The sequence below is a fragment of the Fimbriimonas ginsengisoli Gsoil 348 genome (genome assembly GCF_000724625.1).
Lineage (GTDB): Bacteria > Armatimonadota > Fimbriimonadia > Fimbriimonadales > Fimbriimonadaceae > Fimbriimonas > Fimbriimonas ginsengisoli.
This window is the reverse complement of the sequence record NZ_CP007139.1, coordinates 2,666,522-2,690,645: the sequence shown is the minus strand read 5'-3', so window position 1 is coordinate 2,690,645 and position 24,124 is coordinate 2,666,522. Positions and strand designations below refer to the sequence as shown.

The following is a 24,124-nucleotide window of genomic DNA, read 5'->3' as shown; positions in this document are numbered from 1 at the left end:
AAGTAAATAGCTCGTAGGGAATTACTCGAAAGTCATCCCGTGAGAAAGCGCGAAGGCAATCGCGACTTCGATCGTGATTCGGGCTTTCCGAAGATTAGTGGTCCGCAGATCGGTTTCGGCGAGATCGGCATCTCGGAGGTCGGCACCACGAAGGTCCGCCTGCTGAAGGTTAGCTTGACGCAGGACCGCGCGGCGCAGATCGCAGTTTTTGAGTGAGCAACCGAACATATCGGCTTCCACGAACTTAACCCGGCTTAGGTCCGTTCCATCCAAATTCTGCTGTCTCAAGAGACAGTACGACCAGTCGCCACCCTCGACCATCAGCCCGGCCAAGTCGGCGGTGGACAGATCTGAGCCGATCAACCGGCACTCGTGCAGCCGCGCCCCGAATAGGCTCGCGCGCGAGAAACCGCAGTTCAAGAATGACGATGCATGGTGGACGGAGCTGCTGAGCTGAGCACCGACGAACGAGCACTCGTCGAAGACGCACGACCGCGTCACGAGCTCATTCAGACGAGCCTTGTCGAACGTGCACCGACAGAATCGGCACGCCCGGAATGTCGCCCCAGACTCGAGGCTTAAGGTGGTAAATGAACGATCGGTGAACTCCTGATCTTCCCATACGACCACCCCGTCCATTCTCCGATCATGCCACAGGAGTACCCCCTCTGTCTAAAGGAGGAATCCTGTCATCGCTGTGCACGAGAGTCCCGGTTCACGGCCAAATGTCGCTTGGCCCTTCTCCCCGCCAGTTGTGAGAATCTCACCGTGCGGCTCCCAGCGAGCTATCCATCCCCTCAACCCCTGTAGAATCGGCCATGGTCTCCCGCCGGCATTTTATCGCGGATTCCGCCGCGGCGGGCGTCGCCGCTTTTCGGAACGACACGCTTCGCCGATTGCTCCGCGCCGAGCCGTCGGGCTCCTTACCGCCGAGGATCTCGCCCTCGACGAAGGGCATTGGCAGAAGGTCCGGGCCGCAGATTCTGGCACCCCTTCGGGGTGCGAAATTGATTGCGGCCCGAACCCCCGGGTCTTCGACCCGCGGCTAAGTTCTCGGGAGCCCTCCCGGGCTCGTTCCGATCCGAAAGAACATGGGGACGGAGGCAAGTCAAGGGTCGCAGGCCTGGCTAGTAACGTGCCGTACACTTGCGGACCGTCCTTCCGTTGCACTTACGGTCGCCGGAGCACCTGAGTTTGCGAGCGAAAGGCCACGAGCCCGGAGGGCTCACAAGAACTTAGCCGCGGGTCGAAGACCCGGGGTTACGGTCGGCCCAAACTTCGCACCCCGGAGGGGTGCCAGAAAAAGGGGGGTGCGTCAACTCGGTCCCCTACGAGTAGCCAAATATCGCCCGGTGAGGGTGTTCGCCTGTGCCGCCAGACCGGCCGGTACGCCTTCGAACTGGACCGTGCCGCCCTGCTGGCCGGCGCCGGGGCCGAGGTCGATGACCCAGTCGGAGCGGGCGATGACGTCGAGGTTGTGTTCGATGACGATGACGGTGGAGCCGGCGTCCACGAGGCGGTCGAATAGCCCGATCAGGGTGTCGACATCGTTCATATGCAGACTTGTCGTGGGCTCGTCGAGCACGTAGATGTTCCCCTTCTTACCCAGTTCGGCGGCAAGCTTTAGCCGTTGGCGCTCGCCTCCGGAGAGGGTGGAGAGCGGCTGGCCCAAAGTTAGGTAGCCGAGGCCCACGTCGACGAGGCCTTGAAGGGTCTTAGCGATCGCCGGCTCGGTGAAGAACGTTGCGGCGTCTTCGACGCTCATTTCGTAGACATCGGCGATCGATCTCCCGCGCAGCCGGTGCTCGAGCACTTCCGGCAGGAATCGCTTGCCGTCGCAGGTTTCGCAGGTGGTGACCATCGGATCCAGATGGGCAAGGTCGGTGTAGATAACGCCGAGCCCGTTACAGTCGGCACACGCCCCCTTGGAGTTGGCCGAGAACAGCGACGCGTCGACCCCGTTGGCCTTGGCGAACGCTTTCCGGACGTTATCGAGAATCCCGGTGTAGGTCGCGGTATTGGACCGACGCGAGCCGCGCGCCAGATTCTGATCGATGATGATCGTCTCGGGGTAGGCCGTGGGCAAACACCCTTGAATGAGGCTGGATTTGCCCGAGCCGGCGACGCCCGATACCGCCGTTAGCACTCCGCGCGGAATGGAAACCGACACGTCTTTAAGGTTGTTCAGTCTCGCATGCTCGATCTTAAGCGGCTCCCCCGTCGGCTTGCGCACCTTCTCTTTGGTCGGCTGATGCCGACCCATGTGGTTACCGGTCAGCGTGCCGGAGGTCAGGAGCCCAGCGAAATCCCCCTCGTAGACCACTTCGCCCCCCTTCGTGCCGGCTAAGGGACCCATATCCACCACGTGGTCGGCGATGGCGATCATATCCGGTTTATGCTCCACGATGAGCACGGTATTCCCCTTGTCGCGCAGTTGCTGCATCAACCCGGCCATCCGTCCCACATCGTGCGGATGTAGCCCCACGGACGGCTCGTCGAACACGTAGGTGATGTCGGTGAGCGAGCTGCCGAGATGGCGCACCATCTTGACCCGCTGACTTTCGCCGCCCGAAAGTGACGAGCTTTCCCGGTCGAGGCTAAGGTAGCCGAGCCCAATCGTGACAAGGTTTTCGAGGCGGGTAGCCAAGGCGCCGAGCATCGGACCGACTTGCGGCGCCTCGATGGTGCGTACCCATTCGGCAAGGTCGCTCACCTGCATGGCCGACAGTTCGGCGATGTTGTGCCCGTCGATGCGGCTATTTAGCGCCGCCGCGTTGAGCCGGGCACCTTGGCAAGCCGAACAGAGCTTACGGGTGAATACCCGGTCGTATTCCGCCCGGATATGGGGTTGCAGCGTCTCTGGATCCTTGCTTCCCAGAGATCGCTTCAGCTTGGGAATCACCCCTTCGTAAGTTAGATTGATCTTGTCGACCTTGACCTTGCGCCCGTCGTCGAGGTTGAAGAGCATGTCCCGCTCTTCCGGCGTGTAGTCCCGGATCGGTTTGTCGATGTCGAACAAACCGGAACGGAAATAGGCGGCGCACCACCAGCTATCGACCTCGAACCCTCGACAAAGCAACGCGCCTTCGGCGAGCGATTTGCTCTCGTCGACGACGGCCGCCATGTTCATGGCGGCGACTTGGCCGATCCCTTCGCACTCAGGACACAAGCCGCGCGGGTCGTTGTAAGAATAGAACCCGGGCGAGCCGAGGTGCGGTTCGGCGAGGCGCGAGAACAAAACGCGCAGCATCTGCGCGGCGTCGGTGACCGTGGCCACCGTGGAGCGCGAGTTGCCCCCCAGCCGCTGCTGGTCGACGATGATCGCGGCGGAAATGTTTTCCAGTTGGTCAGCTTCGGGCTGCCCGTAATGCGGCATAAACTGCTGGACAAAAGCCGGGTACGTCTCATTGATGAGCCGCTGGCTCTCGGCCGCGATGGTGCCGAAGACCAGCGACGACTTCCCCGACCCCGAAACCCCCGTGAACACGGTAATCCGCCGCTTGGGAATATCGAGCGAAACGCTCTTAAGGTTATTCTCCCGCGCGCCGCGAATGATAATCGAACCGTAATCCGGGTGAGCCATCGCGTGATTTTGCCTCAACGCGCGCCTCGATTCGCAGATCGTATCGGCGTAACTCGCTTGCCACGAGAACGAGCGACGATCCGGACGGTCAGAGCCGCTTAAGGATCGCTTCGTACTCGTCGTGAGGACCTATCCAAAACCATACAATATCTCCCTCGGCTTGGACGCCCAGTGCTCGAACCGTAATGTTCACGCGAACCGAGTAGATCGGACGGCGACCGTGGACTTTCTTGAATCGTAGACCCGGTAGCCTTGGGTCCGCAAGCCATTGCCGATGAGCCTCTCGGGCCTGTTCCTGGTCAGGATTTGGAAGGCGGTCAAAATTCTCCCAGAACGCAGAAGTTGTAAGTGAGCGGCCCGCAAATGGCTTTGACCGCCTCATTTCCAGGGCTTGGTCTTGCCTGCCTTATGCTCGGCTAAAGCGTCGTCGGCGAGTTTGGAGAGCAGGTCTTGTGACGACCCGAAGAGCTTTGCCCAGCGCTTGTTGGACTGCATCTCCTCAAGCAACAACGCGCCCAGTGCGTCCTGATCCTTCTCCGGAAGCTTGCTTGCCAGTTCGACGGCTTTACTGAAGGCGCTACTCATCATTCACGTAATTATACGATTCCCAAGCTCTCGTCCCACCCACGCGCGAGAAGCCATCACCCTCCCCGACCCGAACGGCGGTCGTAGAGCCTACAGAAGCGGGTCATCACGCCTCCCTGTTCGCCTTCGTCCTTCACACCCCCACGCCTCCTTGCGCTGGCGCTCCTATGATATGATTGAAGGGCTCCTGTAGGGTGCGCCGACACAATGTCGAAGGGCAATGCCCGCCTACGAATCTCCGCGATTCGTCATGCCAAACCTAGAAAACCTGCGTAAGCGGGCAAAGGGCATTCTGCGCCGGCACCGGGAGGGCGACTTTTCGGTCGCCTCCGCCATCCGCTCAGCCTTGCCTCGGTTCGCCGGGTGGACCGACCGGGACATTCTTCAAGCGGACTTCCGCCTGAAAGATGCCCAGGAGGTAGTTGCCCGCCAACACGGGTTCGACAGTTGGCAGTCGCTCGCGGAAAGGATTGACTCCATGAGCAAAAACACTCCATCTTCGACTAACTGCGCCACCCTCACTCGGGCTGAGCCGCAACTCTTCGTCACCGATATCGCAATCGCCTTTGAATACTTCGGCAAACTTGGCTTCTCCGTTGTTTTCGCCTACGGTGACCCCCCGTTCTATGCCCAGGTGGCGAGGGACGGCGTGGCGCTCAATCTTCGCTACGTACAGGACCTCCCCTTTGACTTAGAGCGGATGGAACGAGACTCGCTCCTTGCCGCTTCGATCGTCCTGAAGGACGCCAAGGCTCTCTTCCTGGAGTACCAGGAAGCGGGTGTCGAGTTCCACCAGCGGCTGCGGGAGGAACCATGGGGTGCCCATACATTCGTGGTAAAGGCCCCCGACGGAAACCTAATTCTCTTCGCCGGAGCCGCCCCAAGATCTGCCTAGCTCTTGTGGTAGCCTCATTCCACGTCGGCGACCGGACAGCTCATGCTGTTGCTGTACATGCCCGAGCGGTCGAAGCAGCAGGGGCGGCGGTTGCCGGCGGTTAGCTTGGAAAGGGCCACTCCGATCCGCTTGGCGCGGGTCTCCGCTCGCTTTCCGGAGGTGATCCAGTGGATCCAGTCCCGGCGGGCGAGCGGTGTAATGTCAGACCAGGTGGCGAGCGCTTTCGGAGGGGCCGCTAGGAGAGCCTCCCACAGATCGGCGGGAACCTCAGGCTCGGGCTCGACGGCCATTGGTGCGATCTCCAGCGTGACGAGGTCGCCGGCCTCCGCGCCCGCGGCCCCGCGCAGCTTCTGGTCCACTTTGAGCCAGTGGCCGCCTTTGCCGTCTGGCTCAAGGGTGGCTTGGAAGGCAAACCCATTGATGGTCCCCTCAACCGACGTCATGCTGCGTGACGGGAGTTGGTCGCTGGCCTCCTTGGGTAGGTTGAGAAAGGTCCAAGCGTCATCCTTCGGCACGCCAGCCGGCCGGAAGAGGGTGGCGGTGAAACGGATTTTCGAGATGGTTTTTGACATCCGGTTGACCTCCTACTCTTGCTTCGCGACAACCTTCTCCAAGTTGTCGAGGAAATTCGCCCACCCGTACTGGGCGCCCTTGTATGCCTGCTGTTGATCGGGGCCAAACCCTGAGTGCTCCATCCGAAGATGGGTTCCCGTGGGCGAGGGGGTGAGAGTCCAGGTGACGACGCTCTCGAGGCCGTAGGCGGCCCATGTGTACGCGAGCGTTTTGTTCGGCTCGACCGTCACGACTTGGCACTCGACCGAACCCCAGTCGGCGCTCAGGGTGAAACCCTGGTTCACCACCGGCTTGAAATCGTTCTTCATAAGCCACTGCTCGATGAGCTGCGGCTGGGTAAGCGCGCGCCATACCTTTTCCGGCACGTGCGGCAGTTCCCGCTCGATCACCACGCTTTGCGTTTGAGTTTGGTCTTCGTTCATTAGTCGATCCTGTTAAGTAGATTCTCGAGCTCGTCGAGGTGCTTGTTCCAGAAGGTCCCGTAGTGCTTCATCCAGTCGAGCAACGGTGCGAGCCCATCGGGCGTCGCGCTGTATCGGGTTTCCCTCCCCGATCGTTCGTCTGCGACCAAACCGGCTTTCTTCAGCACGCCCAGATGTTTGGATACCGCCGGCTGCGAGATCCCCGACCGATCCGTGAGGGCATGCACCGTCTGCGCCCCACCCCGAGCAATCCGCTCATAGATCGCCCTCCGCGAGGGATCCGCAAGGGTTTTGAAGAGTCGGTCCCGGCTGGTCGTTTCGGACACCGCTAAATCATAACCGAACAGTTATGGGTTTGTCAAATCAGCCGGGGGCTTCCCGACTTTGACGCTAGCATTAGGAGACTGGTAGGTATTCGCCAGAACATCGAGAAGGCTCAGAATGCCCGCGTAGTTTTTGCCGCGGCAAGTAGGCGAGTGGTGGAGACGATGGACGTTGGGGCTGGCGACAACCTTGGAAAACCAGCCCCAGTCCAGGTTGAGATTGGAGTGAAGCATGACCGTGTAAAGCCTCTCCAAGAAGACGAATAGCGCGATGGATCTAAGGTCGATCCCCAGGAGCATGGCAGGCAGATTCGCGCCCACGATCGTGAGGAAGAAGTCCACCGGATGCTGTCTCGACGCCGCGCTCCAGGTCATGTCGACCAGCGTATGGTGCACCCGGTGAAATCTCCACAGAAACGGCCACCGGTGAGATAGGCGATGGACCGAGTACACCCAAACTTCCGCCATCAATAGCGCCACCACCGCCTGAAGCCAAAACGGCTGATGCTTGACGAAGAGACTCCAGGTGGAGGGTAGGTGACCCCTCAAAAGGAAGGCGATCTCGTAAATGATTCCGGCGCCTATCCACAGCCCGTACGATTGGTAGAACCACAGATAGGCGATGTCTTTGAACTTCGGCCGCGCCGCCCTCTCACCTTCGAGCAGCTCTTCAAGCGGCCAAAAGATCAGCGCGCTGATGGCCACGAAAAGCAATCCGCTCGCGAATACCCCTAGGACCAACTTCGGCAGATCCGGTGAAGTCATGTTTCCGAGGGGACGCGGCCGTCGTTATGCAGCAGGGAGTTAGTAGCCGGCCAAAGAGCCGCCCACTGGACCAATAAGAGCGTCTGGGAAACCAACCGCGAAAGCGGCGGCGGCCAAGACGGAAAGCACGACCACCACGAGAAGCCTCTGTCGCGCCCTCTGGCTGAGTTTGAGAGATTCTTTCATCAAAAATGGAGACGCTTTCACGCTCGCCCTTCGTTCCCGGCCGTTTTATAACCTTTCATTCTATATAGCCAGCCGTCGAGCTGCCTATTGAGAACCTGGGCATAAGGAAGGAACCTGCGGCGATTGACCTCGTGCGACCTTCCCTTACACTGGGCTTGGCGTGGCGGCCTCTACGGTCACCATTTTGGGGCCGATGGTTCTGATGGCGTGGCTCGTGATCTTGGACTTGGACACTCCGATCCCGAAGAGACCGCCCGATCGAACATCCAGTGACTTGACACAGTCGCCAACGAGCTCGATATCGTGGACGCTGCCCACGTTGATGCCAGCGGAGTCCACCACGGGCAATCCGTTGATCTCGTGTGCCTCACGCCCGGGCCCTGGGCTCGTGGCCGACGCCCAGAAGACGGATTCGACATTCTCGATGGTCACCGCGTCGTCGCCGATGGCGATGACCTGGGCAAATGGCAGGCCACCGCGGCCGGAGTCGCCCGAAATTAGGAGGGCGGTAGCCTTAAGGGTGTCGGCATCGATCAATACATCCTTGACCGTACCCACCTTAACGCCACCCGCGATGCTTACGACAGGACGTCCGATAAGTCCGCTGATCTTCTGAGTTTTCTGTTTCACCGAGTTACGACGACGGAAAGGAGATACTTGTGCGGCTATCCGCGCACCTATCTCATTAATCAGGCTTCAAAAGTCATGATTCGAATGTCGCTCGATGAGAACTCTACGATCACCTGCCAATCGTGGCAAACATTGCCACGACCGCCGCCACCATGACTGTGGTAGCGAGCCATCCGAAGACATAAAGATACTTGCCTTCCCCCGCAAGATCCCCCATGACCTTCTTGTTGCGGATCATCAACATCATCGCTACCATCACCGGGGATGCGACGACTCCATTGATCATGGCCGACCAAACAAGAGCCTTGATCGGGTTGATAGGCGTAAAGTTCAGACCCACTCCGATCGCCGTCGCTACTGCCAGCACGATATAGAAGAACGGGGCTCGCCGAGGAGAATAGTCAATACCTACACGCCGATGCATTTCTTCTCCCACCGCATAAGCGGCGCTACCCGCCAATACAGGTACCGCCAACATGCCAGTGCCAATAATTCCACCCGCGAACAGGAGAAATGCCAAGTTCCCTCCCAGCGGCTTCAACGCCTTGGCGGCGGTTTGCGCGGAATCGATGTCGACGACGCCGTGAGCGTGAAGGGTGACCGCAGCCGCGAGAATGATGAACCATGCCACCAGATTGGAGGCGAACATTCCGACGTAAGTGTCGATCCGAATCCGGTGAAATTGCGACTTCGCCTGTTCGGGGGCACGGGTAAGAGCCTTTTCGATCTTGCTGTCATGCACCTCCTCCGCCTCCTCCGAAGCCTGCCAGAAAAACAGATAGGGGGATATGGTAGTGCCGAGCACCCCTACGAGAGCGGCCAAGTAGCTTGAGCTGGTGCTAAATCCGGGAATCACCGTCGCCTTCAGCGCCTCGGTCCAAGGCACCTTTACGATGAATGCAGTTGCCACATAGGCAAGGATCACTGCGGTAAGCCACTTGAGGATCCCTGAATAGCGCTTGTAGCTGCAGTACATCATGCCTAGAACGCACGTTAAGGCGAAGAGCACATCGTAAAGCAGGGCGGGTCCGCCGATCAGCAGTTTCAGCGATGCACCCATCGCTCCGATGTCGGCGCCAATATTCAGTATGTTGGCAATAAGTAATGCCGTAACGATGGGGACGCTGAACCAAGTTGGATAATGACGGCGCAGATTCCCGGCTATCCCATGTCCGGTTGCACGGCCAATGCGGGCAGCGATTTCCTGGATCGCGCTCATCAGCGGGTACGCGAACAACATGGTCCACAGCATCCCGAAACCAAACTGGGCGCCGACCTGAGAATAGGTACCGATGCCTGAAGGATCGTCGTCGGATGCGCCGGTAATCAGGCCGGGCCCGAGGAGCCGAATGCCTCGAGGAGTAGAGTCGGACTCTTTAAGTTCAGGCATTTCGATGAGACCTTCAGTCTAATCGATAATCGTAAACCGAAGGCGGTGGCACCACTAACTCCCCGTACCGGCGCTACAGAGGGACGCTTTAAGGATATAGATGAGCAATCCGAACAGGCTTCCCGGGGTTGCTAGACCTTCGGCCGTTACACCGAAGAAGAAGAGACCTTTCGGCGACTACTCGGGTGCCTCAACGCCGGGGCGGCGGCTGGGATTCGAGTAGATGGAGAGTTCCCCCATGCCACCCCGATTCAGCCGAATCTCGCAGTACAAGGAACAGGGAGCAGAGTTCGGAGTCATGTGAGGAGGGGCGCACTCATAATTTGCATCAGCAATCGATCCGGCAAATAGGCGGGAATCGGCTGCTTTGGCTGCGGAGCCTCTTAAGGGAGAATCCACATGCCATCCACACTTTCCAGCGCCGATCGGGCCACTTTCGAATCCATCTTTCGCCATCCAGTCGCCCACAACCTAGAATGGCGCAGCCTTATCGCCGTGTTCAACCACATCGGTGAGTTGGAGGAAGAGGCGAACGGCAAGATGAAGTTTTCCCGGAACGGGCAGTCGCTGATCCTTCACAGCCGCGGCAAAGATGTCGAGGTCGAGGAGCTCATGCACATCCGCCGCTTCTTGGAAAGCACCAACACCGCGGAAGAACCGAAGCAAACGCTCGCCAGGGATGTGTTGGTAGTTCTCGATCACTCCGGCGCCCGTATCTTTCGCGCCGATGCGGAGGAAGCGATACCCGAGCACGTCGTGCCTCTCGATCCCCAAGGCCACGACCAGCAGGTCCATAACCCGAAGGGCGATTCCGGCGGCCAGCAAGGACCTCACCGAAAGCAGTTCTACGAAGCGCTTGCGAAGAAGCTCGAGGGAGCCGACCGGATCCTGTTGATGGGGGACGGCCAAGGCGCTAGCAGCGAGATGGATCGCTTCGTGGCCGAGTTGCACGAGAACCGTAACGAAGCACTCGCGGAGCGAATCTCCGCAAGCGAGGTGGCCAATATCAGCCACATGACCGACGGAGAATTTGCCGCCCGGGCCAAAAGCTTTTTCACCCGGCACACGAACAGGGAGGGTTAAGTTGCTTGCGGGAAGGGTCGGCGGCAGCCACACCGCTCGGTAGCATTTTGAAAGCGACCCCGCCAATCGGCGGGACCTACGCCAGCCGCGCCATCGACAAAGCGCTGGCTTCAGGATGGAAGCTCGGCAACGCCTGGCTGACCACGCTCTTCACCGTATCCAGGTATTCCGAGTACTCCATCGGTTTCTGCCGATACTCCGCCCGAAGGCCGTGGGCCCGGTCTACGTCCTCTTTCCGGTTAGAGCTGCTGAACACGACCACATTGAGTAGGTTCGTTCTCCCTTCGTCGCGAATCATTTGAAGCAGATCTAGGCCGTTTATCTTTGGCATCTGGATGTCCAACAGCACCAAAATAGGCAGAGGCGCATTCGAGTTCGCCCCTCCTCGCAACCCCAGCATTTCAGCGGCCGCGCCGCCGTCCCGAGCTACCCGCACGGAATAGCAGGAGGGTAAGTCGCGAAGTGCCCGAAGCGTAAGCTTTTCATCGTCTTCGCTGTCCTCGGCCAAAAGAATGAAGGCATTGGGCATACATGCAGTGTCCCCCAGGGACCGCGATCCGACCCAGGTAATACTACAAAGCAAGCAAATCTCCGCAATACCCTGGCCACGGATGCGCCGAGCTGCAAATGAGCTTTCCTCTTCTTTTGTAAGCGCTCCCACAGAAATGATGGTATGGTTGAGGGGCCGGGCGCGACGGAGTAAGCTGCGCGACGGCTTTCGCGACCTTCTATTCGAAGACCCATCCATCCGAACACCGGGGATCCGAAGACTGGGGAGACGTGAACAACACCACGCCAGAGATCAGAGACCTCGCTCGGCGGCTCCTCGCCAATGAGGATCGCACGAGCGTCGACGCCGCGGTTGGTGTCTGTCAAGAGCTGCGTCAACCTCTGATCAAGCTAGCCGGAACCGAGGGATTCCGTGCTCTCCTCTCCCGCGCGCTTTCGCTGGCGAAAACGCAAGACCCGCTCCTCGCCGGCCTCCGCGTCGGCGCCGACGGAGCGCTTGAGCGGTTCGAGCCCCTTGACCCGCAGACGAGCCACAGCCGATGGGCCGAGGCCGAAGTTCAACTGATTGCTCAGCTTCTAGCCTTGCTCGCAACCTTTATTGGCCAACCCTTGACCCTGCAATTGGTGCGGGGGATCTGGCCAAATCTCGCAGACGAAGTCGCAGGGGGTGGGAATAACTCATGAACCAGCAGGACAAGATCACTATCAACAAGCTCCCGACCGGGATTTCTGGCCTGGACGAGGTCTTGGGCGGCGGAGTAGCCGAGTATTCCTTTAACATCATCGCGGGGGCGCCCGGTTGCGGCAAAACCACGCTCGCCCACCAGATCATCTTTGCGAACGCCACGCCCGAGTGTCCCGCTCTCTACTTCACGGTCCTGGGAGAGCCGGCAATCAAGATGCTGCGCTACCAACAGCAGTTCAGCTTTTTCGATCTGGAAATGGTAAATCGGGCGGTTCGATTTGTGAACCTCAGCGATCTCGTGATCGAGAAGAACCTGGAAGCCGTTCTCGCCGAGATTGTCCGCCAAGTACAAGAGCTGAACCCGAGCATCGTCGTGGTCGATTCGTTCCGCACGGTTGTCCGCAAAGCGCAAGTTGGTGGCGACGAACTGCAGTTGCAAAGCTTCGTCCAGCGGCTGGCGATGCACCTCACGAGTTGGCAGGCGACAACCTTCCTCATCGGCGAGTATTCCGACTCGGAGATTCAGGACAATCCGGTGTTTACGGTCTCCGACGGACTGTTTTGGCTCTACCAATCGGTGGAACGCAATTCTATCGTTCGAAAGTTGCAGGTTATGAAGTGCCGGGGCCAGGAAACCGTCCCGGGGCTTCACACGTTCCGCATCAGCGGCCGTGGCTTGCAGGTCTTCCCGCGAACATTTGGCCTCACCGCGCATCCGGGCACCACCAAAGGCGCACGGAGGCTCTCGACCGGCGTCGCGGAGCTTGACCGGATGATGTCCGGCGGCATCCCCTCCGGGCACAGCATGTTGGTTGCCGGGCCTTCCGGATCGGGAAAGTCCATTCTCGGCACCCACTTCATCAGCCAGGGCCTTGCCGAGGGGGAGCCGGGAATCGTCGCCGTGTTCGAAGAGCTTCCGGAGGAGTACGCCGCTCGGGCGGCCAAGCTTGGCTTCGATTTCGACGAAGGGCGCAAGCAAGCGATGTTGGAGATCCTCTACCTCCGGCCCCTCGACCTTTCGGTTGACGAAACCGTACATGAGATAGTGGCCGCCGTAAAGCGCACGGGCGCCAAGCGGCTCGTCATCGACTCGTTAGTCGGATTCGAGATGGCGTTGGCGCCGGGGTTCCGAACCGACTTCCGCGAGTCGCTCTATCGCATGATCGGCGCGCTCACCCGCTTGGGGGTCACCATTATCTCCACTGTCGAAGTCGAAGAGAATTTCACTTCGATGGGGTTTTCGAACTTCGCCATATCGTTTCTTAGCGACGATATCCTTCGCCTCCGCTATGTCTCGATCAACGGTCAGCTCCGCCGGATGCTCATGGTGGTCAAAATGCGTAGCGGAAGTCACAGCATCGACATGTGCGAATACGAAATCTCCTCTCAAGGCATCGTTATTGGCGAACGCCTGAGGGGTTACCAGGGTCTGACAACGGGAGTGCCCGGCCCTTGGGCCGACGCCGGGGAGCGCGTGGCCGCTCCTAAAGAGGGTTCTCAGTGTGGGGACACTTCATCGTAGATCTCCGTCACTCTAAAAAGGTATGGCCGAACCGCCACAAGGTCTTGGAAATCGGGAACGGTATGTTCCGGACCTAGCAGAGGTCTGCCGGCTGCTGGCCGAGCGAGCTCCGGAGCCGATGTTGGCGGTGGAGGGGGACACTCACATCGTGCGGTACGCGAATCCGGCGTTCCGCCGTCTCTTCGGCGTACAAAAGGAAGAGCTGATTGGCCGGTCGTTCGACGACGCACTCCCTTCGGGAATGTCTCCCGAGTACGCCGACCTAATCGACCACGTCTTTTCTCCGGCTACCCACGCGAAGCCGGAATTTCGGCAGCCGGTGGTGAAGGTCGTTGGGCTGCCGACCACCGAATGGTCCTGTTCCATGTGGGCCATCGTCGACGCCGACGAGTTGGCCGTGGGCGTCATGATTCAGGTGACAAACCTCGCGGAGGGGCAGCGGCTTTTACGCGAAGCGGCCGCGATGAACGAGGCGCTCCTGATCTCATCGCTCGAGCAGCACGAGCTTCGGGAAGGGCTTAACTCGTCGAACGAAAAACTACAAGCGGAGATCGTGGAGCGCCAGGAGGCGCAGGAAGCTTTACGGATCGCTTCCCTTGCCCTCGAGTCCCGAGTGGCCGAGCGAACCGCCGAGTTGGAGGCCGCCAATAAGGAAGTGCACACCCTTACCTACTCGATGGCCCACGACCTGGGCTCCCCCCTCCGCGCGATCGTCGCAACGTCTCGCATTCTTCAGCAAGAAGCGTCCGGCGCACTGAGCAAAGAATACGCCGAGATGCTGGAACGACAGGTCCACAACGCCCTTAGGGTGGCGCGGATGGTGGAAGACATGCTGCAGTTCGTCCGCCTCGCGACCCAGCCGCTGGAACAGAAAACGGTCGACCTGGCCGAGATGGCGCGAGAGGTGGAAGCGTGGGTAGGTCCGCGCTATCCCGATCGAACCTTGAACGTCATCGTCGTCGGACGTCTTGTAGCCAAAGCCGACGCCGCTCTTATCAAAATCGTCCTGCAAAGTCTCATGGATAACGCGGCAAAGTTCTCGCCCGAGGGGGGAAAGATAACCGTCGGTCGCCAGGAAGGGGGCGCCTTTTTCGTTCGAGACGAGGGGATCGGTTTCGAGCTTGCCTACGCCGATCGCCTCTTTACGCCCTTCCAGCGCCTGGTGAACGAAGCCAACTTCCCCGGCACCGGCATCGGCCTGGCGAACGTCAAGAGAATCATCGAGCGACACGGCGGCTCCGTCTCCGCCGAGTCCTCTGTGGGCAAGGGATCGACTTTCTATTTCTCCCTTCCCTAATGTCCGCATCCGTGCTATCCGCCCATCGGGCCGATATAGGAGGTGGCGATGACCACGTCGTCGTACCACTTCCGGTTGGAGCGGATACTGTTATCGCCGATGTGGAGGTCTAGGGAGGCGTGGTTGATTTTTAGCGTGTCGACATCGCGCAGGCGGAGGTTCGGAAAGTCGGCTACCAGTTTGCCGTCGAGCCAGCAGGCGATCCGGCCGTCGCGGCGGCCGGGCGTGTTGGCCTTCATCATCAGTTCATAGCACTGCCATTCGCCGAGCTTTGGCGCGATGTCGAGGCGGGGTAGGAAGTTCGGGCCGAAATTCCCCTTCAAATACGTGCTTGGCAGCACCAGGCCCGAGGGGAAGAAGTGGTCGCCATAGTCCGACCGCATTTCGGGGTGGTAGCAGTAGACGTTCAGCCCGCCGGGCGACCCGGTCGAAGGATCTCCGCGCCAGCATTCGAAGCTCGCGACGAACTTGTTCTTGCCGTCCGCCTTGATGCCCGGCGTCGAGTAAGAGATATTCGGCGATATCGCGGCCAGGTATAGGCCGTTGTGGCTGGAGCCGATCTGGTCGAAGTCGGGATCGAACTTGGAGTACACGCGCAAGAACACCGTGTCATACCCCTTGAGGTCCTTGACGACGGCGTTGCTCTTCTCCTGCCGCTGCTTCGGAACGGTCATTTCGATCGACCTCGATCCGCCGTGCACGTTCTCCTTCGCCGTGGCGATCTGGACGGTTTCCTTTTGAAACACGTTGTCCCAGCGATCCTGCGGCAATCCGACCTCGAAGTCGTCACGGAAGATGACCGCCGGATCCTTTTCAATCCCACGGTCACCCGGGTATTTGGATGCGAGGCCAACATTTCCTTCCGGTAGTGGCGCCGCGAGTGGCTCTTGAGCGGACAGCAAACGGGCGAGGAGAAGACAGGCGAAGGTCACGGCCCTATTCTAGGCTTCTTACGTTCAGATGGGATGAGGAGCCGTAGGATAGAAACGCTGCAACTCCAGCCCGCCAAAGTCCGCGACTAGAACGAGGCTTCTCATCTTCATTTGAAATTGCCTCGATTACTGTAGGCACGGCGGCGCTTCAGGTGGCGATGCCGTGGACGGCTTCCGGTCTTTTGCCAAACTAATCTTTGCCCGAAGAACACCGACCCACGCCTTTCGCCCCCGTCGAGGATCGACCTTTAGATACTTCAAGTAAAGCTCGGCACGCCCCGAACCCGAGAAGAGTTCGGGAATTAGATAGGCACGGAACGAAGTTGCTTCTCCCGGTCGAAGGGTTATGAATGGCTCTTCGGCGACTCTATCGGGGCTGTCGAAGCCTCCCGAACTTGATCCGTGTTCCCATCGTTGGGAAAACGAAGTGGGCCGCTTTGCAATGGCAACCGCTTGTGTCGAGTTGTTGGTCACTCGAATCTCTCCGAGCGTCCTCGTTCCAAAATCTGGGCTGGGCTGAACCGGCCCGAGCTCCACGGCAACAGCCTGCAGGGGATCCCGCCAATCACCCAGTAAGGACCGCAAGCGCTCGTTTCTCTGATCGGCGGCTAAACTACCGACGCGGCGCCAAGCCTTGAGAGAGGATTCCACGTCCGGCGGGAAGCGATAACCCGTAAGTCGATCGAGGGCATCTCGTGCGTAGAGCGTGGGCATCTCAATATCCTCGTCAACTGCCCCTCCGAAGGAATCGTCCTCCAGAAACCCGATCAAAGCAGGCACGTATCGAAGGTCTTGGGACCGCTCCATCGCCTTGATCAACTCACAGGAGAACCTTGATTCTCTCCAACGTCTCTCGTCGTCACCCCCTGCGGTGGCGCCCGAACGATTGAGTGTGCCGGCCGTGTGGCAGACCTGCTCGATACCGGCAAGAGAACTGAGATTGCCCAGTTGAACGAGGTAGCCGGCAGCGATCAGTTGGACCTCCGGCTGTGGATCCTTGAGCAGGTCACAAAGCCTAGGCACCGCCGATTGCCCCGACAGATTCGAGAAGAGGGCCGTGGCAAGTGGACGGCAGTCGAGCATACGCCCGTCGATCACCCGTCCCAATCTCAGCATGAGACCGATGAACTGAGGTCTTTGAGGTGGAGTGGGACGTAGCTCCTGCTTGGTCCTGAATGAAGTGAACGGCCATGGCAGAGTTGGGCCGCAAACATAGTCTAACGACCGGTAGACGATTTTCGAATCCCGACTTTCGAGCAGTCGGCCAATCATTCGGTCGCGTTCCGGCCGGCGCAAGATCTCATAGTAGGGAATGAATCGCCGGCTTTGAATGCAGCGATACGAATAGACCGTGAGAGTGCGCCTCGGATCGCGTTTGTCCCAGCTCTTGCCCCACTTCAGGAACCAGATGTTTGGCTTCGTGACGTCGTCTACGTCGCCAATTTCCTCGGTCGAAGAGTCCGAATTTAGGCATGTTCCTTGATCGTTCCAAGAAACACCGACGTCGTAACGAATCGGCAAGAGTCCGGCTCGAATGTCGCCGTGCAACACTTTTAATACCCGAAGTTGAGTCCGGACTTCGGAGTGGTCGATAGCGTTTTTTCCAACCCAGTGGACGTGCGGGATCCGCTTCGCTTTCGGCCAATAGCCTACGACGACGATCGGCGAGACCGCCAGTTCGGGGTCGCTATCATGGAGGATGTACCAAATCGCCGACGCGTGCCGCGGCACCGCTAGGAGGAGCAGGCACAAAATCCACCCGGCGTATCTCACATGGCAATTGTAACGACTATCGGCAATGACAGTGATCGGTTCTTACGGTCTCGTAGGCCGTTTCGAGGAGTACTCTCGCGGGCAATCCGCTTATCATGTATCCATGTCTCGGAGGGTGCTTTTCGTGGGGCTCTTGCTATTGACTGGATGCCGGGGCGGTGCGGGCAGCATTACGGCGGTCAACTCGACCACCAACACGAGCAATCGGAGCCGATCGGAACTCTCGTGGAAGTTTCACATCGATCGACCGATGAGGGTTGTGGTGCTCGGAAACAAGAACGCCAAGCTCGACCTGCCCCCCGGGAAAGGCGAAGCCGACCTCGAGATCCACGTTCGATTATCGGTGGCCGACCCGAAAACGCGGATGATCCACGAAGAGCTGGAGGGACACGATGGGACGGGCGGAACCTTCACCGCCGCCGAAGACTTTCCCGCCAACGGCCCACCTCAGGCGCTTATTTTCAACGCCTTCTCCCAAAGCACGCGACCACTGCCCGGACGGTGGCCCCTCGCGATGGTCGACGGCCGCCAAGTGGCGACGCTGGACGTAGGCTTTCTCGGCGACCGGCCGTAGCTCAGCCAAAAAGGGCGATCCGAAACCGGGTCGCCCCTAGCTTGGCTTACGATAGTGGGAGGCGCTGGCCCGCCCCCCGGTCCACTGCAGCTTCCTTACCCGAATACACTTAGACCCCCGATGGGGCAAACGTTGCATCTAAGGGGATCCCCAGACGCAAAGAGCGTCAATGCCCGGCGGCTGCGCGTGGATACTTCTCGCGCAGAATCTTTCCCAACTCCTCGTACCCTTCTGGGGTGGGATGAGTGGCGTCGAGGAAATCCTCGGTGGAAAGGAGGCTTGCATAGTCGAAGATCTCGGCGCCTTCTCTTCGCAACCGGCCTTCCATGAACCTGCGAGTTCGCTTCACCGCGCCGTTGAACTCGGAGCAGCTCGCTTCGTCGTATTTGTGGCTTTCACAGAACGATTCCACGGTGCGTCCATCGAGAGTCCGGAACGTCCGTCCCATGGGTGCGCGGTCGGGATCGGGCAACTCGAGGAATGCGATGCGGAATCCCTCCTTCTTGGCTTGCCTGACGAACAGCAAGAGATTCTCGCGCAGGTTGGACTCAGCATCCGGCATGCGATCGGTACCCACCGCGGCTCCGATGTCCGTCAGTCCCACGCTGATCAGGAGGCTGCGCACGCGATAGGTCGACTTTTGACGGCCGCGATCGAGTTTCTCCATCACGTCGCGGTTCCACCGAGCCTTTACCGACGACGACGGATTGCCGGTAACTCCCCGGTTCAGCCAAAGACGAGTCCCCAAGAAACCGGCCAGAGACTCCACCGGACCATCCGCTTCCGCCTTGAAGCGGTAATGATCTTCCAGGAAAACGTCTCCTCGCTCATTGTAGATCACGGGCGAATGGCCAAAGCCGTGAGCGATGCTGTCGCCGATGAGAATGCCGATCTCGACCGACTCCCCCGGGTCCTGAGGTGGACTCCCACAAATCCCCAAAGGAACCGCCGCCAAGACGAAGACCCCCAAAAGTCGAAGGCTTCGGCTCGCCTTCGTTCGCCTCCCAATCCTCATACCCAAAGATTATCCCCCTGCAGATTATCCCGCCGCCCATCACCGACGGGTCAAGGGTCGGACGATTCAGAAACGAGACCCGTTCGCTGAAATGGCCAATTCCCTTCGATCGGATCGAGAGGAAATGGAAAGGTTGAAGTTGCGGAACGCGGCAACTGCGGACTATTTTTTATTTACCGTGATATAAAGGGCGAGGGCCGATCCATCGGCGAAGTTTCGCCGGTGTCGGAGCCCGAAAGGAGAAGGTGAACTGGTTGCAATTCGTTCTCGTTAGTCTCGTTCTTTCTGCGGGTGTCGCAGCGATTTCCGACCCGATCGAATTAACGCGAGAGGGACCCGGGCTCCGTGACCTCGCCAAAAAGCGCCGGCTTCCTTTGGGCGCCGCCGCGCCCGTGTTCTGTCTACACGACGAGGCCGACGGCGGGAAGTACACGTCGACCCTGGCCCGGGAATTCGATATGGTAGAGCTCGAGAACGAGCTCAAGCCACCCGCGGTTTGGACCGGCCCGCATGAGTACCGGTTTTCCGACGTGGACTACGTTCTTGGCGAGCCAGGAAAGAAGGGATGGGCGCAGCAACACAAGATGAAGCTCCGGGGCCACGTGCTGGTCTATGCCAGCGACAACGGCTACACCCTTCCGCAGTGGCTACGGAGTTCGGAGAAGGACCTGACCAAAGAGCAGGCGTCCGGCCTGCTCCACGACTACATCCTGGCGCTTGCCGGCCGCTACCGTGGCAAGGTGGCGATGTGGGACGTGGCGAACGAGGCGATCGACGACCGCCCAAACAATAACCCGTTCAACCTGCGAGACAGCCTCTGGTTTCGCAAGCTCGGTCCCGAGTTCCTCGTTCTCGCCTTCAAATGGGCGCACGAAGCCGACCCGAAAGCTCAGCTCTACTACAACGAATACGGCATCGAAGGGGGCGGCCCGAAGGCCAAGCACATCTTGGAGCTTGCCAAGTGGCTGAAGGACCAGGGAGCGCCAATCACCGGCCTCGGGCTGCAGTACCACATCGACTGCCGCACTAAGATCGAGCCGGGAGATGGCCACTACGGCTTGATCGAAGAGATTCGGAAGCTCCGGCTCTCTTACATGATCACCGAGCTCGACGTAGCCGTCCCCGCCAAACCTTTGCCGGCGAGCGATCCGAATCGTGGCCTGGTCGCCAACGACCCCATGGACCTGGACCGGCAAGCCCATGTGTATGCCTCCGTGTTCCGCATGGCGCTAAGTTCCAAGAACTGCCGTGGCGTTCAGCTTTGGGGCTTTACCGACCGCCACTCCTGGATTCCCGGCTTCAGCCGCGGCCGCAACGGCGCCGCGCTACCCTTCGACGGCGACTACAACCCCAAACCGGCCTATTCCGCGATCGCCACAGAGCTGGGAAGGTAGCTATATCCCCCGGATTGGGCTGTAACGACGATCATCACACCGAGGGGTGCCTGTGGTGATGATGATCGTCGAGAGCACTTGAAGCGCTAGGCGCTCGAGGTGGATCACTTCCGGAATCTACTTTACGGAGGTCCGGAAGTAGCCCCGGTGGTGGTAAATCCGATTCCCTGGATCCGGCCCGTGCCGCTGGTCGACGTCACGGTTTTTTGTCCCAGTTCGGCAAGGGTAGTCACCGGCTGCTCCGATTGGACGCTGGTGGAGTTCGGGAGAAAGAAGTAAACGTTAGCGATCGGGTACCGCTTGCGGACGCTGATGATCGTATTGACCGTTTTGCCCTCGACGGTCGCACCGTAGGTAATAAAGTTGCTGTCCTCCGAACTGGGTGTCGAGTTCGCCGTGACAATTGCGCCCTGGTACTTGAACTTCACGCTTGATCGGGCAACGGTGGGGTTCACCGCCACCGGCGTAAAGATCAGCTCCACGTCCGGCATATCGGACCGCCTGAGGTGAAGAGACTTGTCGGCCGCGTACGATCCGTTTAGCGCGAAGGTCGCCCCTGTGTCAAACGTGCATTGGGCCGTCACCGAGTTCCCCGTTCGAGTGCCGGAGAATAGTCCAGAGATGTTTTCTGCCTCGCTTGGAGACGCCTCTTCAATAGCGCCGGACCATTCACTCGCGCCAGTCTCCGCGAGGGTCAACTCCATCTCCGCCCCACCGGCCAACTGAGCCGAGTAGACCGCAAACGCTCCACCTACGCTACCTTGAGCCCCGTTCGCGCCATTGCTGCCACCGCAACCTGCCGCGAACGCCAGGAGCACAACAGCAAAAATACCTAACAATCTTTTCACCTACGGAGGATAGCAGTAACGAACTAGATCGCACCGTGAATTGCCATGGGTAGTCCGCGATCGCGCCGGGCCGAAGCGACCAGACCAGCCGCCAGCCAAGCATCTTCTAAGGTTGTCAGCACGACCCTCAAAAGGCAGAACAGCCGCCTTAGGCGGCTCTCGTAAATTCAAATTCTGGTCGGGGCGACACGATTCGAACGTGCGACCTCTTCCACCCCATGGAAGCGCGCTACCAAACTGCGCCACGCCCCGACCAGATTCTGCCGTTGTGTCAGAGGTCGCACGTTCAAATCGTGTCGCCCCGACCGGCTTTTGAATATACCCGAGGGGGTGGTCGAGGAGCAAAGCAATGTCCAATCGCATTTCCACCCCCCAACTTCTCATCTCGGAAGCACTTGAAGACTTCCGCTTGTACCACCGCGCCAAGGGGTCCGATCCAAAGACGATCCGACTGCTCACTACGACCGTCGAGAGACTCATAGGCTTGATTGGGGACGTAGACCTCACGAGCGTCACGGCAAGTCATCTGAGAACCGCCATGGTGACGGTCCAGGAAACCCCGGTACGTACAGGCGGGCTCCCTAAGGTGCAGACCGTGCACACCGTGTTCGTCAAGTGGCGAACGTTCTTCCGGTGGTGCGTGGAGGAAGGGCACCTCGAAACCAGTCCCATGAAGCGCCTTTCCCCACCCCGGCTCGATGCCCAAATCCTGCCGGCGCTCGATGAAAGTGAGCTCAAACGCATTGACGCAGCACTGAGGAGTCCGGGCTTCGTGACGCTTCGAAACCGTACTCTCGTATTCGTCATGCTCGACTCGGCAGTCCGATTAGAGGAGTGCGCGGAGCTACGAGTGAGCGATCTCAACCTCGAAACCGGAGCCCTGCGGGTCCGAAAGGGCAAGGGCCGAAAGGAGCGAATGACCTGGGTAGGAAGCTCCACCCTGCGAACCCTGGGGAGATACCTTCGGGCAGCCGGAGTTCGAGGCGACGAATACCTTTGGAAAAGCGATACCGGCGGACGGCTCACCAAATGGGGGATTCGGGACGCCCTGAACTACATCGGCAAGGTCACCGGAGTCCACATGCACCCTCACAAGCTCCGCAGGACGTGTGCTCTCCAAATGCTCCGCAATGGAGCCGACATCTATTCAATCCAACGCCTCATGGGACACAGCGACTTGGAGACGCTACGGAAGTATTTGGCACAGAGTGAGGCAGACGTGGCAACCGCTCACGCCCGTTTTGGGGTGGTGGATCGGATGTCGACAACTCTGAAGGCCTGATCGACACAGCGGCCCTCTGTTCTCTCGCCTGGCCAGGTTCCACCCGCTCCCCAGCGGGTGGAGTTTCACTGCTCATTGCCGCACTTGAACATTGTGCCGCTTGGGCCTTTAGAATAAGGAGCGGTGAAAGGGCGGCCCACGAATATAGAAACTCGGCGATCCTCCCGACCGGAGCCTCCAAAGCCCAGGCGGCGTTACGACGATGCAAATCCAGACAAGCTGTACGGAGACTTGAAGCAGTACATGGAGGCAAAGGGCCTCCCGTATCTCCCGCCGCCGTCGGAGATCCAGTACGAGTATTGGAACCTGAGGTGGGCTCTCAGGAAGCGCGGCTACCTAGTGGCCGTATCCGAGACCGGCTTGCCGGCTCAGCCCGACTACTACGATCAGCCACAGAACTTGGAGGATGAGATTGAACGGCTCTTCATGAGCGCGGAGGGGGCCGAGCCGACCGAAGAGGAAACACAGGCAGAGGAACAAGGGTCACCGGACGATGGGGCAGATGAAGAAGATAAAGAGCCTCCAATTCCTTCTTATGCTGATCTTGCGTCGCACCAAGAACTCTACAATGGCCTATTGCGTGTTGGAGGGATCTGCTCTGTGTTCCCCCCAACGCGAACCTATGGCCGCAAGGTTGAATTAAGTTACTTTGACTCGCTGGATAATCTGCGCGTCGAGGCCGAGATATGGGCAAAGCGCCTCCGCATTAAGTACCTTCCAACCTTTGCTCAGCTGCAAGATAAGCATAGGTTACTTGCCGAAGCGTTCCTAGCGCGAGGCGGATATGCGGCTACAGCAGCCCTCCTCGAGCTCCCTATCCAAGTGGCATATCTGAAGGAGCCGACCAATATGGAGTGGGAACTGAAGGTCCTCGATTGGGAGCCCGACGAGGCCGATGCCGATGCAGGGTGGATCGGTCTTCCCGACCTGCCCTACGGAGCGATGCCGACGGAGCGAGAACTCCGGAAAGCAAAGCGGCCGGACCTTCACAAAGCCATAGAGAATCACCACGGAGGCTATTACCATGCGGCCAAGGCGACACACCGTTGGCTCCGAGCCGGATACTGGGTAGACAATCCTTCACTTAAGAGGGAGATGAAGAGGCTCGCGTATCTGAACGGCCACCCGAAGATTCTCCCGGACCGAGACGAGCTCGTTGAGCTGGAACGACATGACCTGGCGAGGGCAGTCACGGCACTTGGCGGTCTTCGTAAAACGGCAGAGCTAGTCGGGCTGCAGCCCAAGAAGCCGACACGTCGCAACGAACGAACCCTAGGAAAGGTGGGGAAGAAGGACCCATTCCTGCCCTATCCGTTCCGGCGCTTCGACCCGAAGATGGAGGTCAAGGTTGGTGGAGTTCGGTTCTGCTTGGAAGTCGTCACCGATATCGCTAAGGAAGATCCCGAAGAGCTTGGAGTCTGGGCGATGCAAGGGGAGGCTACGCTTGGCCGCATCGGGAGGATTCGACGTAAGCTAAGACCGCAAGGTGAGTGGCTCTACCGAGCAGAGGGCGAGTCCGCATGGCGAGGCCGATTCGATTCGCTCTCCCGCCAAGAGTCAGTAAACCGGCTCAACGAAATCACCCTGAACTTGGCAGGGCCCGAGCACAACTCTGGAAGGAGCACTGGCCGACCTCCCCGTGCTTGACTTACAAGGCAAACTCACATACCCCCCTACGGATAGGGAGCGGAAAGAAGCTAGCTTTGCGAGACCCCCGGCGGCTGTCCACATGGTCATCAGCTGTGGATACTCCTAGAGAATTTCGTTCTCGAAGTCTTCGAGCCGAAGCCGCGAATCAGCACAGTCCCCCCCTGAGCGACAATATTGAGTATTGCTCCTCCCCAAGGCGGCGGCATA

The 24,124-nt window shown here is 59.4% G+C and carries 26 protein-coding genes and 1 tRNA gene; 10 read left to right on the top strand and 17 right to left on the bottom strand.

Annotation, left to right across the window (positions count from 1 at the left end; all coding sequences use genetic code 11):
• Window positions 1-21 precede the first annotated feature (21 nt).
• On the bottom strand, window positions 22-639 hold the full coding sequence (locus OP10G_RS12275; protein WP_025225591.1) for a pentapeptide repeat-containing protein: 618 nt from the start codon (window positions 637-639) through the stop codon (window positions 22-24).
• A gap of 179 nt (window positions 640-818) precedes the next feature.
• Between OP10G_RS12275 and OP10G_RS27885 the strand changes: the two genes are divergently transcribed.
• On the top strand, window positions 819-1,049 hold the full coding sequence (locus tag OP10G_RS27885; RefSeq protein WP_144241119.1) for a twin-arginine translocation signal domain-containing protein: 231 nt from the start codon (window positions 819-821) through the stop codon (window positions 1,047-1,049).
• 266 nt (window positions 1,050-1,315) lie between these two features.
• Here OP10G_RS27885 and OP10G_RS12265 read toward each other — a convergent pair whose 3' ends face one another.
• The 3 genes from OP10G_RS12265 to OP10G_RS12260 all read right to left on the bottom strand — a co-directional run bounded on the left by OP10G_RS12265 (window position 1,316) and on the right by OP10G_RS12260 (window position 4,171).
• Window positions 1,316-3,583: an ATP-binding cassette domain-containing protein gene (locus OP10G_RS12265; RefSeq protein ID WP_025225593.1), complete on the bottom strand. Its 2,268-nt coding sequence runs from the start codon at window positions 3,581-3,583 to the stop codon at window positions 1,316-1,318.
• Window positions 3,584-3,671: 88 nt separating this feature from the next.
• Window positions 3,672-3,965 (bottom strand): ParE family toxin-like protein, encoded by a 294-nt coding sequence (locus tag OP10G_RS27880; protein ID WP_084179172.1) that lies wholly within the window; start codon window positions 3,963-3,965, stop codon window positions 3,672-3,674.
• The gene (locus tag OP10G_RS12260) at window positions 3,962-4,171 is read right to left on the bottom strand and encodes a hypothetical protein (protein WP_227624920.1); all 210 of its coding nucleotides are present in this window, start codon (window positions 4,169-4,171) and stop codon (window positions 3,962-3,964) included. The genes OP10G_RS27880 and OP10G_RS12260 overlap by 4 nt, the downstream gene beginning before the upstream one ends.
• A 247-nt stretch (window positions 4,172-4,418) precedes the next feature.
• Between OP10G_RS12260 and OP10G_RS12255 the strand changes: the two genes are divergently transcribed.
• Window positions 4,419-5,063, top strand: coding sequence for a VOC family protein (locus OP10G_RS12255; protein ID WP_025225595.1), 645 nt, complete (start codon window positions 4,419-4,421; stop codon window positions 5,061-5,063).
• 14 nt (window positions 5,064-5,077) lie between these two features.
• On the opposite strand, the gene OP10G_RS12250 is transcribed toward OP10G_RS12255, so the two are convergent.
• The 7 genes from OP10G_RS12250 to OP10G_RS12225 all read right to left on the bottom strand — a co-directional run bounded on the left by OP10G_RS12250 (window position 5,078) and on the right by OP10G_RS12225 (window position 9,352).
• Window positions 5,078-5,635, bottom strand: a complete 558-nt coding sequence (locus OP10G_RS12250; RefSeq protein WP_025225596.1) for a YdeI/OmpD-associated family protein — start codon at window positions 5,633-5,635, stop codon at window positions 5,078-5,080.
• Between the two features lie 12 nt (window positions 5,636-5,647).
• Entirely contained in the window at window positions 5,648-6,058 is a 411-nt protein-coding gene (locus OP10G_RS12245) for an SRPBCC family protein (protein WP_025225597.1), read from the bottom strand.
• On the bottom strand, window positions 6,058-6,384 hold the full coding sequence (locus OP10G_RS12240; protein ID WP_025225598.1) for an ArsR/SmtB family transcription factor: 327 nt from the start codon (window positions 6,382-6,384) through the stop codon (window positions 6,058-6,060). Before OP10G_RS12240 ends, OP10G_RS12245 begins: the two co-directional genes overlap by 1 nt.
• 21 nt (window positions 6,385-6,405) lie before the next feature.
• The gene (locus OP10G_RS12235; protein ID WP_025225599.1) at window positions 6,406-7,146 is read right to left on the bottom strand and encodes a sterol desaturase family protein; all 741 of its coding nucleotides are present in this window, start codon (window positions 7,144-7,146) and stop codon (window positions 6,406-6,408) included.
• Window positions 7,147-7,185: 39 nt separating this feature from the next.
• Window positions 7,186-7,332 (bottom strand): hypothetical protein, encoded by a 147-nt coding sequence (locus OP10G_RS26840; RefSeq protein WP_158409209.1) that lies wholly within the window; start codon window positions 7,330-7,332, stop codon window positions 7,186-7,188.
• Between the two features lie 144 nt (window positions 7,333-7,476).
• Window positions 7,477-7,962 carry a PRC-barrel domain-containing protein gene (locus OP10G_RS12230; protein ID WP_025225600.1) on the bottom strand — a complete coding sequence of 162 codons (486 nt, stop codon included), beginning with the start codon at window positions 7,960-7,962 and terminating at the stop codon, window positions 7,477-7,479.
• A gap of 109 nt (window positions 7,963-8,071) precedes the next feature.
• Entirely contained in the window at window positions 8,072-9,352 is a 1,281-nt protein-coding gene (locus OP10G_RS12225; RefSeq protein ID WP_025225601.1) for an Nramp family divalent metal transporter, read from the bottom strand.
• A gap of 399 nt (window positions 9,353-9,751) precedes the next feature.
• Between OP10G_RS12225 and OP10G_RS12220 the strand changes: the two genes are divergently transcribed.
• The gene (locus OP10G_RS12220) at window positions 9,752-10,435 is read left to right on the top strand and encodes a hypothetical protein (protein WP_025225602.1); all 684 of its coding nucleotides are present in this window, start codon (window positions 9,752-9,754) and stop codon (window positions 10,433-10,435) included.
• Between the two features lie 76 nt (window positions 10,436-10,511).
• On the opposite strand, the gene OP10G_RS12215 is transcribed toward OP10G_RS12220, so the two are convergent.
• Window positions 10,512-10,964: a response regulator gene (locus tag OP10G_RS12215; RefSeq protein ID WP_025225603.1), complete on the bottom strand. Its 453-nt coding sequence runs from the start codon at window positions 10,962-10,964 to the stop codon at window positions 10,512-10,514.
• Between the two features lie 251 nt (window positions 10,965-11,215).
• Here OP10G_RS12215 and OP10G_RS12210 point away from each other — a divergent pair, with 251 nt between their 5' ends.
• Genes OP10G_RS12210 through OP10G_RS24565 form a run of 3 tightly spaced genes read left to right on the top strand, consistent with a single transcriptional unit; the run spans window position 11,216 to window position 14,449 of the window.
• Complete coding sequence (locus OP10G_RS12210; protein WP_025225604.1) at window positions 11,216-11,629, top strand: hypothetical protein; 414 nt, start codon at window positions 11,216-11,218, stop codon at window positions 11,627-11,629.
• Window positions 11,626-13,152, top strand: coding sequence for a DUF7125 family protein (locus tag OP10G_RS12205; RefSeq protein ID WP_025225605.1), 1,527 nt, complete (start codon window positions 11,626-11,628; stop codon window positions 13,150-13,152). Before OP10G_RS12210 ends, OP10G_RS12205 begins: the two co-directional genes overlap by 4 nt.
• A gap of 22 nt (window positions 13,153-13,174) precedes the next feature.
• Window positions 13,175-14,449 carry an ATP-binding protein gene (locus OP10G_RS24565; protein WP_025225606.1) on the top strand — a complete coding sequence of 425 codons (1,275 nt, stop codon included), beginning with the start codon at window positions 13,175-13,177 and terminating at the stop codon, window positions 14,447-14,449.
• Between the two features lie 14 nt (window positions 14,450-14,463).
• Here the strand turns inward: OP10G_RS24565 and OP10G_RS12195 are convergent, their stop codons facing one another.
• Complete coding sequence (locus OP10G_RS12195) at window positions 14,464-15,381, bottom strand: hypothetical protein (protein WP_025225607.1); 918 nt, start codon at window positions 15,379-15,381, stop codon at window positions 14,464-14,466.
• Window positions 15,382-15,507: 126 nt separating this feature from the next.
• Window positions 15,508-17,154: a HEAT repeat domain-containing protein gene (locus tag OP10G_RS12190; protein ID WP_025225608.1), complete on the bottom strand. Its 1,647-nt coding sequence runs from the start codon at window positions 17,152-17,154 to the stop codon at window positions 15,508-15,510.
• Window positions 17,155-17,257: 103 nt separating this feature from the next.
• Here OP10G_RS12190 and OP10G_RS12185 point away from each other — a divergent pair, with 103 nt between their 5' ends.
• Complete coding sequence (locus tag OP10G_RS12185) at window positions 17,258-17,728, top strand: hypothetical protein (protein WP_144241118.1); 471 nt, start codon at window positions 17,258-17,260, stop codon at window positions 17,726-17,728.
• Window positions 17,729-17,894: 166 nt separating this feature from the next.
• On the opposite strand, the gene OP10G_RS12180 is transcribed toward OP10G_RS12185, so the two are convergent.
• A complete protein-coding gene (locus OP10G_RS12180) occupies window positions 17,895-18,743 on the bottom strand; it encodes an SGNH/GDSL hydrolase family protein (RefSeq protein WP_025225610.1) in 849 nt (282 codons plus the stop codon).
• Between the two features lie 254 nt (window positions 18,744-18,997).
• Here OP10G_RS12180 and OP10G_RS12175 point away from each other — a divergent pair, with 254 nt between their 5' ends.
• Entirely contained in the window at window positions 18,998-20,137 is a 1,140-nt protein-coding gene (locus OP10G_RS12175) for an endo-1,4-beta-xylanase (protein ID WP_227624919.1), read from the top strand.
• A gap of 122 nt (window positions 20,138-20,259) precedes the next feature.
• Here OP10G_RS12175 and OP10G_RS12170 read toward each other — a convergent pair whose 3' ends face one another.
• Both OP10G_RS12170 and OP10G_RS12165 read right to left on the bottom strand, forming a co-directional pair.
• Complete coding sequence (locus OP10G_RS12170; protein WP_144241117.1) at window positions 20,260-20,985, bottom strand: hypothetical protein; 726 nt, start codon at window positions 20,983-20,985, stop codon at window positions 20,260-20,262.
• 175 nt (window positions 20,986-21,160) lie between these two features.
• Window positions 21,161-21,237, bottom strand: a tRNA-Pro gene (locus OP10G_RS12165).
• Window positions 21,238-21,334: 97 nt separating this feature from the next.
• On the opposite strand from OP10G_RS12165, the gene OP10G_RS12160 reads away from it, so the two are divergent.
• Window positions 21,335-22,267: a tyrosine-type recombinase/integrase gene (locus OP10G_RS12160; protein WP_025225613.1), complete on the top strand. Its 933-nt coding sequence runs from the start codon at window positions 21,335-21,337 to the stop codon at window positions 22,265-22,267.
• 231 nt (window positions 22,268-22,498) lie between these two features.
• Window positions 22,499-23,914 carry a hypothetical protein gene (locus tag OP10G_RS12155; RefSeq protein ID WP_025225614.1) on the top strand — a complete coding sequence of 472 codons (1,416 nt, stop codon included), beginning with the start codon at window positions 22,499-22,501 and terminating at the stop codon, window positions 23,912-23,914.
• The last annotated feature ends 210 nt before the right edge of the window (window positions 23,915-24,124 follow it).

Coding starts and splice junctions, on each gene's coding strand:
- OP10G_RS12185 (WP_144241118.1), top strand. CDS start 17,258: ATGTCTCGGAGGGTGCTTTTCGTGGGGCTCTTGCTATTGACTGGATGC.
- OP10G_RS12220 (WP_025225602.1), top strand. CDS start 9,752: ATGCCATCCACACTTTCCAGCGCCGATCGGGCCACTTTCGAATCCATC.
- OP10G_RS12250 (WP_025225596.1), bottom strand. CDS start 5,635: ATGTCAAAAACCATCTCGAAAATCCGTTTCACCGCCACCCTCTTCCGG.
- OP10G_RS27885 (WP_144241119.1), top strand. CDS start 819: ATGGTCTCCCGCCGGCATTTTATCGCGGATTCCGCCGCGGCGGGCGTC.
- OP10G_RS12180 (WP_025225610.1), bottom strand. CDS start 18,743: ATGAGGATTGGGAGGCGAACGAAGGCGAGCCGAAGCCTTCGACTTTTG.
- OP10G_RS12235 (WP_025225599.1), bottom strand. CDS start 7,146: ATGACTTCACCGGATCTGCCGAAGTTGGTCCTAGGGGTATTCGCGAGC.
- OP10G_RS12275 (WP_025225591.1), bottom strand. CDS start 639: ATGGACGGGGTGGTCGTATGGGAAGATCAGGAGTTCACCGATCGTTCA.
- OP10G_RS24565 (WP_025225606.1), top strand. CDS start 13,175: ATGGCCGAACCGCCACAAGGTCTTGGAAATCGGGAACGGTATGTTCCG.
- OP10G_RS27880 (WP_084179172.1), bottom strand. CDS start 3,965: ATGAGGCGGTCAAAGCCATTTGCGGGCCGCTCACTTACAACTTCTGCG.
- OP10G_RS12160 (WP_025225613.1), top strand. CDS start 21,335: ATGTCCAATCGCATTTCCACCCCCCAACTTCTCATCTCGGAAGCACTT.
- OP10G_RS12225 (WP_025225601.1), bottom strand. CDS start 9,352: ATGCCTGAACTTAAAGAGTCCGACTCTACTCCTCGAGGCATTCGGCTC.
- OP10G_RS12215 (WP_025225603.1), bottom strand. CDS start 10,964: ATGCCCAATGCCTTCATTCTTTTGGCCGAGGACAGCGAAGACGATGAA.
- OP10G_RS12255 (WP_025225595.1), top strand. CDS start 4,419: ATGCCAAACCTAGAAAACCTGCGTAAGCGGGCAAAGGGCATTCTGCGC.
- OP10G_RS12245 (WP_025225597.1), bottom strand. CDS start 6,058: ATGAACGAAGACCAAACTCAAACGCAAAGCGTGGTGATCGAGCGGGAA.
- OP10G_RS12205 (WP_025225605.1), top strand. CDS start 11,626: ATGAACCAGCAGGACAAGATCACTATCAACAAGCTCCCGACCGGGATT.
- OP10G_RS26840 (WP_158409209.1), bottom strand. CDS start 7,332: ATGAAAGAATCTCTCAAACTCAGCCAGAGGGCGCGACAGAGGCTTCTC.
- OP10G_RS12265 (WP_025225593.1), bottom strand. CDS start 3,583: ATGGCTCACCCGGATTACGGTTCGATTATCATTCGCGGCGCGCGGGAG.
- OP10G_RS12260 (WP_227624920.1), bottom strand. CDS start 4,171: ATGATGAGTAGCGCCTTCAGTAAAGCCGTCGAACTGGCAAGCAAGCTT.